A 7,012-nucleotide genomic window follows, 5' to 3' on the forward strand; every position below is an offset into this window, starting at 1 on the left:
TCGGTCTTCGAGAAGATCAACCACACCCTGGTCATGATGGATCGCGAGCGTTCCGGCCGCGAGGCCAGTCCGTCCGCAGCCATCATCGACAGCCAATCTGGGGTCAGAACAAGAGCTGCTCGAAATCGTACGCTAAGACCGAACGGAGCGGGAACGTCATGCAGCGCGGAGGATTCTTCCAGGAAGTCGCAATGGCCTGAAGCCTTCGGGCATCTGCTGCTCGGTGTCCCAGGAATAGATGCCGGTGAGATTTATGTGCTCCCAGCTGAGTGGCGAGACATGCTTGAGCAATATGTCGGGGATAGTTCGACCACTTTGACGCAGATGGGCTACGGCACGGCTGAGATAAACGGTATTCCAGTGGACGATGGCGCTGACGACAAGGTTGAGGCCCGAGGCACGGAATGCCTGACTTTCGAACGATCGGTCGCGGATTTCGCCGCGCTCATGGAAGAAAACGGCCCGCTTGAGCTTGTGGGCGGATTCTCCTTTGTTAAGACCGGCTTGACATCGCCGGCGAAGTGCCGGGTTGGAATACCATTCGATCATAAACAGGGATCGCTCGATGCGCCCGAGCTCACGCAGGGCTTTCGCCAACTGGCTCGGTTTCGAGGATGCCGCCAGCTTTTTGAGGATCATTGAGGGCGCAACAGAGCGTGTCGTGATTGATGCCGCCAGATGGAGAAGGTCATCCCAGTGTTCCAGAATGAGGGCGGTATTGATCGGCGCGCCGATATGGTTGGCCAGTGCTGGATATGAGTCGGCCTTTTCGAAAGTATGGAACTTCCGGTCCTTGAGATTGCGCAGCCGAGGCGCAAAACGCTTTCCGATCAGAGTGAAGAGGGCAAATACATGATCGCTCGCACCTCCGGTATCGGTAAAGTGCTCCTCGATCTCCAGGATGGTGTCGTGGTCGAACAGGCCGTCGAGAACATAGGCTGCCTCGCTCTCGGTCGGGCTGATCGGCAGAATGCTGAAATAGCCGTACTGATCGGAAAGGTGGCTGTAAAATTTCGAGCCTGGCTCGCTGCCATAATGCAGGTTGATATCACCGCGTTTGGCGGCACGATCACTGGCCCGGAAGAACTGACCATCAGATGATGCGGTCGTCCCTGTTCCCCAGAGCTGGGCGTGGGGATGACGCGCATGGGCGTCGGTCACACATGCCTGCGCTGCGCGATAGGTTTCCGTGCGGGCATGGAACATGCGCATCCATCCGATCTGATGGGCGCTGATCCCCTTGGAGGCTCCGGCCATACGTTTCGGGCCAAGATTGGTGGCGTCCGCGAGCGTGCCGGCGAGCATGGCCGGAATGTTTTGCGGTGAATCGCCCGTTCGAACATGGGTGAACTGGTCGGCAAAGCCGGTCCACTCATGCACGTCTCTTAAGAGATCCGGCACTTCGACAAGCGGATACATTTCGCTGAGTTCGATATTTAGTTCATCGGCTGCAGCGGGCACTTCGCTCGCCAGCGGTGTTACAATCAGGGTTCCGGCATCGAGACGGACGCCTTCAAGTTTGCCGTTGCGGGCGCGATGGGCGAGACGTTTCAGATTGAAGTCCAGCAATTGTTGCATTTCGGTGAGCCAAGCCACCCCGTCGCGCTGCACACCGAGCCCAAGCTGGTCAGTTTCCTTCAGCTTGGTAAAAGTAGGGCGGGGCATGAAATTTTCATTTATCGGCCGGAACGCCCTGCTGCCTTCGACCCAGATGTCGGCCGAACGAAGCCGCTCGCGCAACGCTGCCAGTGTTGCAATCTCATAGAGACGGCGATCGGCCTTTGCCTGCCCGAAGATCAGTTTACGCTCCGCCGCGCCGAGATGAGCGATCGGGACACGTTCGGGAAGCACGCGCCTTCCTTCCGCGTAAAGGGATCTGAGTGTTTCGATCGCTGCCAGCAAAGGATCATACCGACGACTTGAATGGAATGTGAAGGTCAGGAGGAACCGGCCTGCATAATTGCGAACATTGGCATATTGCTCAGCTGCAATAAGCAAGGGTGAGGCGTCATTGTCTTCCACCATCGCCGCAAGCGTCGGCTTTGCCTGCACCAAGCGATGCCAGCCGACGTGGCGGTCGAGCGTTTCAATTGCATCTTCATCATTGTCATTGGCGCACTGAAGAGCCGATATCGTGTCGAGAAACAGCCGTAGTGCCTTAGCCGTCTCCATCCGGGTGTTCACATGGCGCTGCTTCTTGCGGTTATTCGCCTGCGAAAACAGCCTGCCGATCAGCTTGATGAACATGGTGACTGCGGCGTCGGTGAGCTTTTGCCCAAGCTTGATGATCTGCGCGATGATCGTCGCGCGCCGCCGACTGGCGTTGAAGTCGGCGGCAAGCCATGCCGGTGTCACATCGCCCTCCCGGACCATCTGCTCCCAGCGACCGGAGTGGATGCGGGCTTGTAGTCGGGGATCGATATCGAGCGCGCGGATGAAAGCGATCCTGTCGGTCAGCGTGACCAGGTTGGTTGCTCCCGGAGCATCTGGCGCAGATCGCAGCCAATGGAATCGCGTCTGTCGTATCTCGGGATCAACCGTCAAAAGATCATCGAGGGATTGGAGCTTTTCGGCTGAAAGGCCCGATATCAGGGCAGCCTCGGCGCGACGGCGGGCTATTACGCGGCCGGCAAAGCCGATCCGCTCTATTGTGTCAGGTGCGGGAAGTAACACCTTCCGCTCCCGCAGCGTGGTGACAATAGCTTGGGCAATAGAATGGCCCTTGTCCGTTGCGGTCGCCGTTTCGACGGCGGATAGTAAGGCGGCGCGCCGGTCCTGTGCTGTTGCTGTTCGTTTTCCAAAATAGGAAAGCAAATGCGCGATATGCTCGCGGCGAGTTTCCTCCCGCCTGGCATAGGAACGGAAACTCTCCGGATCAGCATCCAATTGTTCGGCTATATAATTGAGCATCGCCCTCGGCGGAATTTCGTGCACCATGAGAGCCCGGCCCGGATGCCGCATCATGCAAAGCTGGACAGCAAAGCCGAGCTGGTTATGTTTTCGCCTGCGGACTTCGATCTCCAGCCGGTCCGATGGAGATAGAGTGTAGTGACGGATCAGACTATCCTCATCGGTCGGTACGCCGAACAGCTCCTGTTGATCCTGAATTTTGAGAAACTTCCGCCGCGCCATTTTTTACTCCATACAAACTTGCGTCGATGGTTCCGGGCATGTCCGGAAACGGTCGTTTGAGTACAGGCCTAAATCACCCTGTCCACAAATTATCTTGACTTATTTGTGGACAGGCATCACCTTTCGGACAACCTATTCGGACGAAATTGAACCTTATGCCACGCACCTTTGCCTATGTCCGTGTCTCCACGACCGGACAGACCACCGAAAACCAGATTCAGGAAATCGAAGCGGCCGGCTTCCACGTCGAGCCACGCCGTATAGTCACCGAGACCATCTCGGGCAGCGTCGCCATTGCGCAGCGCCGGGGTTTCTCGCGACTGATGGATAAACTCGAAGCCGGGGACGTGCTCATCGTCACCAAGCTCGATCGGCTCGGCCGAGATGCGATCGATGTCAGTACGACGGTCAGGAAACTGGAGGAGCTGGGCGTGCGGGTCCATTGTCTGGCCCTCGGCGGCGTCGATCTGGCGAGTTCCGCCGGGAAGATGACGATGAGCGTCATCAATGCCGTCGCTCAGTTCGAGCGTGATCTGCTGATCGAACGCACGCAGTCGGGCCTCAAACGAGCCAAGTCGGAAGGCAAGACCCTCGGCCGTCCCGCTCGGCTCAATGAGAAGCAGAAATTGGATGTTCTCTCGGATTTGGCGGGCGGGATGAGCGTTTCCGCACTCGCCAGAAAATTTGACACCAGCCGCCAGACCATCATGCGTGTCAGGATCGAGGGCGACCGCTCCGTTTAAGCCGTGACTTGAGTAGGCACCCGTTTCCCTTTCGCCTCACCCCGCGCAGCAGGACAGTTTTTTCACATCCCTGTCGAAGGTCTGAGCCGCAAGCTTCAAACCTTCGACAGTCGTCAGATATGGAAAGATCGTCTCCGAGAGATCATCGATCGTCAGGCCGCAGCGGATGGCCAAGGCTGCCGTCTGAATGCTGTCAGCACCCTCTGGTGCAAGGATGTGAGCGCCAAGGAGTTTCCGGGTTGACCCGTCGGCGACCAGCTTGATCAGGCCGCGCGTGTCGCGCGCCGCCAGCGCCCGCGGCACATTGTCGAGGGAAAGGACGGAGGTGCGAACCGAATGTCCGGCAGCCCGCGCCTGCGCTTCGGTCATGCCGACGCTCGCCACCTGCGGATCGGTAAAGACCACGGCGGGCATTGCGGTGTTGTCGTAACTCAGGCTGTTGCCGTTCAATGCGTTCTTGGCGGCGAGCTTTGCGCCATAGGCGGCCATGTAGACGAACTGATCTTTTCCGGTTACATCGCCGGCGGCATAGACGCCCGCCTTCGAGGTGCGCATGCGATCATCAACGATGATGGCCCCGGCCGGTGTCAGGTCTATACCGGTTTCAGCAAGCCCAAGGGCTTCAGTGTTCGAGCGGCGTCCCGTCGCCACAAGAATCCGCTCGGCAGTCAAGATTTCCGGACGTCCGTCCCGCGCGATGGCGAGGGCAACACCACCATCATCGGTCTTGCGGGCGGACTCGTAGGTAATGCCGCTGACGATTTTAATCCCCTCATCGGCCAGATAGGTGGCAAGCGCAGCGCCGATTTCGGGTTCAGCCTCCGGCAGAAGCCGGCTGCGGAACACGAGTGTCACTTCGACACCGGCCCGTGCGAAAGTCTGGGCAAGCTCCACGCCGATGTAGCCGCCGCCAAGCACTATCATCGAGCGTGGCAGCTCGGTCAGGGCGAGCGCTGTCGTGCTGTCGAGCGGCGATACGTCAGCGATCCCCGGAATCCCCGGCAACGCCGGACGCGCACCGGTGGTGATGATAATTCGCTCGGAGCCGATGTGCTGGCCCGCGACCTGGACACCGCCGTCAACGAGGCGGGCCGGACCTTCGTGGTAGACCACATTGTTGTACTCCGGCAGCAGATCAGCGTATTTCGCCTGTCGCAGACCGGCAACCAAAGCGTCTTTCTGGGCGATCTGAGCGGCCCAATCAACCACGCGCGCGCCGCTTTCGATCCCATCAAACCGGGCAGCCGCATCGTTGGCGTGACGTACAGCCTCCGTGGCCCGGATCAGGGCTTTCGAGGGCACGCAGCCGATGTTGACGCATGTACCGCCGATCGTGCCATGCCCGACAAGAGCCACTTGGGCGCCTAGTTCGGCGGCCGTGATCGCGGCGGAGAAACCGGCCGAGCCAGCTCCGACGACCACAAGATCATAACGGCCGTTGCCTTTGTTGGAAGTTGGAACGTCGCAAGCTTCACACATTCAATTCACCTTTGTTGTCTTGTTATTCATCGAGCAGCAATTGGCATCCGCTGATGAGGCGGAACGCCGACGCCGGTAAAGATAAAGTGCGGACGCCCCAATCGCGGCGAGAGCGATCGGGATCAGCACATAGCCGGCCGCTGCGAACCATGCGGAAAAGCCAAAAGAGCCAGCGGCGACCAAAAGAAATGGCGCGGCGCAACAGATGACGGCGAGAAACCCGACTCCGCCAAGGCCGATGAACTTTCCATCTGTCATGCTGAACCTCCTTACTGCGAAACGCCGGACGGATAGCCAGCATTGGTGGTTGCGGTGATCAGCGCGGCGACATTCGTCTGGCTGTCGTCAAAGCGCACCTTCGCGATCGCCGCGCCGGTCGCCTCCGATACATCAACATCGAGCACGCCTGGAACGTTGCTGAGCGCCCGCTTCACAATCGGGCCGCAGAGTTCGCAGGTGGCATTGGCAACATTCAAGGTTACGGTCTGCTCGGCGGCAAAAGCGTGACCACCCGTCAGCAGGGACGCAGTAAGGGCAATGAGGGGCAGGATTTTCATGAGATTCTCCTTGGGATTAAGCATCGAGGACAAGGCGGGCGGCGTAGGGAAAGCCCACGGCGATAATGATCAAGACAGTTGCGACCCAAAGGCCGATCTTGGCGTTCCGATGGGATGATGGACGCGCGCAGTAGGAACCCTCGGCGCATTCAGCCGCCTTCGGCCTGCGATAGACGAGATAGAAACCGTAGCCGAGGCAGGCGAGCGCGATCGTGATAAACACAGGCTGGTAGGGTTCGAACGCGGTCAAATTGCCGATCCACGCGCCGCTGATGCCAGCGAAGAACAAGGCAAAGGGCAGCACGCAACAGGTTGCTGCGCCCAGTGCCGCAACGATGCCGCCGACCGACAGCAATGCTGCCCGATCAAAACCCTTTTCGGCTGGCTCTGTGACTGTATTTGCCAGCGTCCGTGTTTCATCCTGCATCATCGTTCACATGCTCCCGCAATTGATCTATCGTGACCCTAGTGCCTGTAGCGACTACAGGGTCAAGCGAGAAATTTTCACGGATTTGTGCGAGCTATGTGATGACACAGAATGATGAATTTTCGATCGGCGTGCTGTCCGAGCGCAGCGGCGTCAACATAGAGACGATCCGCTATTACGAGAAAATCGGCGTCATGCCGAAGCCCGCCCGCAGCGCAGCGGGTTATCGTATCTACACAACTGAACACGCAAGGCGGCTGCATTTCGTGCGGCGCGGCCGTGAACTCGGCTTCAGCCTGGACGAGTTGCGCGGCCTGCTTCGCCTGGTCGATGGGCATACCTACACCTGCCGGGAGGTCCATGCGCTCACCATCGAACATTTGAAAGATATCCGTCAGAAAATCGCCGATCTGCGGCGTCTGGAGCGGGCCATGTCGAATATGGCGGCGCAATGCACCGGCGATCAGGTTCCAGAATGTCCGGTCATAGATGCCCTTTTTGAAATGCGGTCAATCAAGCGTTCCCGCTCCGTTCAAGCTTAGCGTACGATTTCGAGCAGCTCTTGTTCTGACCCCTCTGCGGGGTGAAAAGCTGCTCGACGACGAAGCCGAACGCGGCATTCGAACCTGGACATCGGCGACCGAAATCGCCCGGCTTCTGTTGATGCGGCGAGT

At 58.8% G+C, this 7,012-nt stretch carries 7 protein-coding genes and 1 pseudogene; 3 read left to right on the forward strand and 5 right to left on the reverse strand.

What is annotated here, in order from left to right:
* Positions 1-99: pseudogene (locus V1479_RS25990) on the forward strand (IS5/IS1182 family transposase); the annotation flags it as partial.
* A gap of 57 nt (positions 100-156) precedes the next feature.
* On the opposite strand, the gene V1479_RS25995 reads toward V1479_RS25990, so the two are convergent.
* Positions 157-3,132: a Tn3 family transposase gene (locus V1479_RS25995; protein ID WP_003501082.1), complete on the reverse strand. Its 2,976-nt coding sequence runs from the start codon at positions 3,130-3,132 to the stop codon at positions 157-159.
* 155 nt (positions 3,133-3,287) lie between these two features.
* Here V1479_RS25995 and V1479_RS26000 point away from each other — a divergent pair, with 155 nt between their 5' ends.
* A complete protein-coding gene (locus tag V1479_RS26000; protein WP_003501080.1) occupies positions 3,288-3,875 on the forward strand; it encodes a recombinase family protein in 588 nt (195 codons plus the stop codon).
* 36 nt (positions 3,876-3,911) lie between these two features.
* Here the strand turns inward: V1479_RS26000 and merA are convergent, their stop codons facing one another.
* Genes merA through V1479_RS26020 form a run of 4 tightly spaced genes read right to left on the reverse strand, consistent with a single transcriptional unit; the run spans position 3,912 to position 6,341 of the window.
* Positions 3,912-5,354: a mercury(II) reductase gene (gene merA / locus V1479_RS26005; RefSeq protein WP_003501078.1), complete on the reverse strand. Its 1,443-nt coding sequence runs from the start codon at positions 5,352-5,354 to the stop codon at positions 3,912-3,914.
* Positions 5,355-5,612, reverse strand: coding sequence for a mercuric ion transporter MerT (merT, locus tag V1479_RS26010; protein ID WP_003501076.1), 258 nt, complete (start codon positions 5,610-5,612; stop codon positions 5,355-5,357).
* A gap of 11 nt (positions 5,613-5,623) precedes the next feature.
* The gene (locus V1479_RS26015) at positions 5,624-5,911 is read right to left on the reverse strand and encodes a cation transporter (protein WP_010661778.1); all 288 of its coding nucleotides are present in this window, start codon (positions 5,909-5,911) and stop codon (positions 5,624-5,626) included.
* A 16-nt stretch (positions 5,912-5,927) separates the two neighbouring features.
* Complete coding sequence (locus tag V1479_RS26020; protein ID WP_003501072.1) at positions 5,928-6,341, reverse strand: mercuric transporter MerT family protein; 414 nt, start codon at positions 6,339-6,341, stop codon at positions 5,928-5,930.
* Positions 6,342-6,439: 98 nt separating this feature from the next.
* Here V1479_RS26020 and V1479_RS26025 point away from each other — a divergent pair, with 98 nt between their 5' ends.
* On the forward strand, positions 6,440-6,880 hold the full coding sequence (locus tag V1479_RS26025) for a MerR family transcriptional regulator (RefSeq protein WP_023517540.1): 441 nt from the start codon (positions 6,440-6,442) through the stop codon (positions 6,878-6,880).
* The last annotated feature ends 132 nt before the right edge of the window (positions 6,881-7,012 follow it).

It is taken from the genome of Neoaquamicrobium sediminum (assembly GCF_040970315.1).
Lineage (GTDB): Bacteria > Pseudomonadota > Alphaproteobacteria > Rhizobiales > Rhizobiaceae > Aerobium > Aerobium sediminum.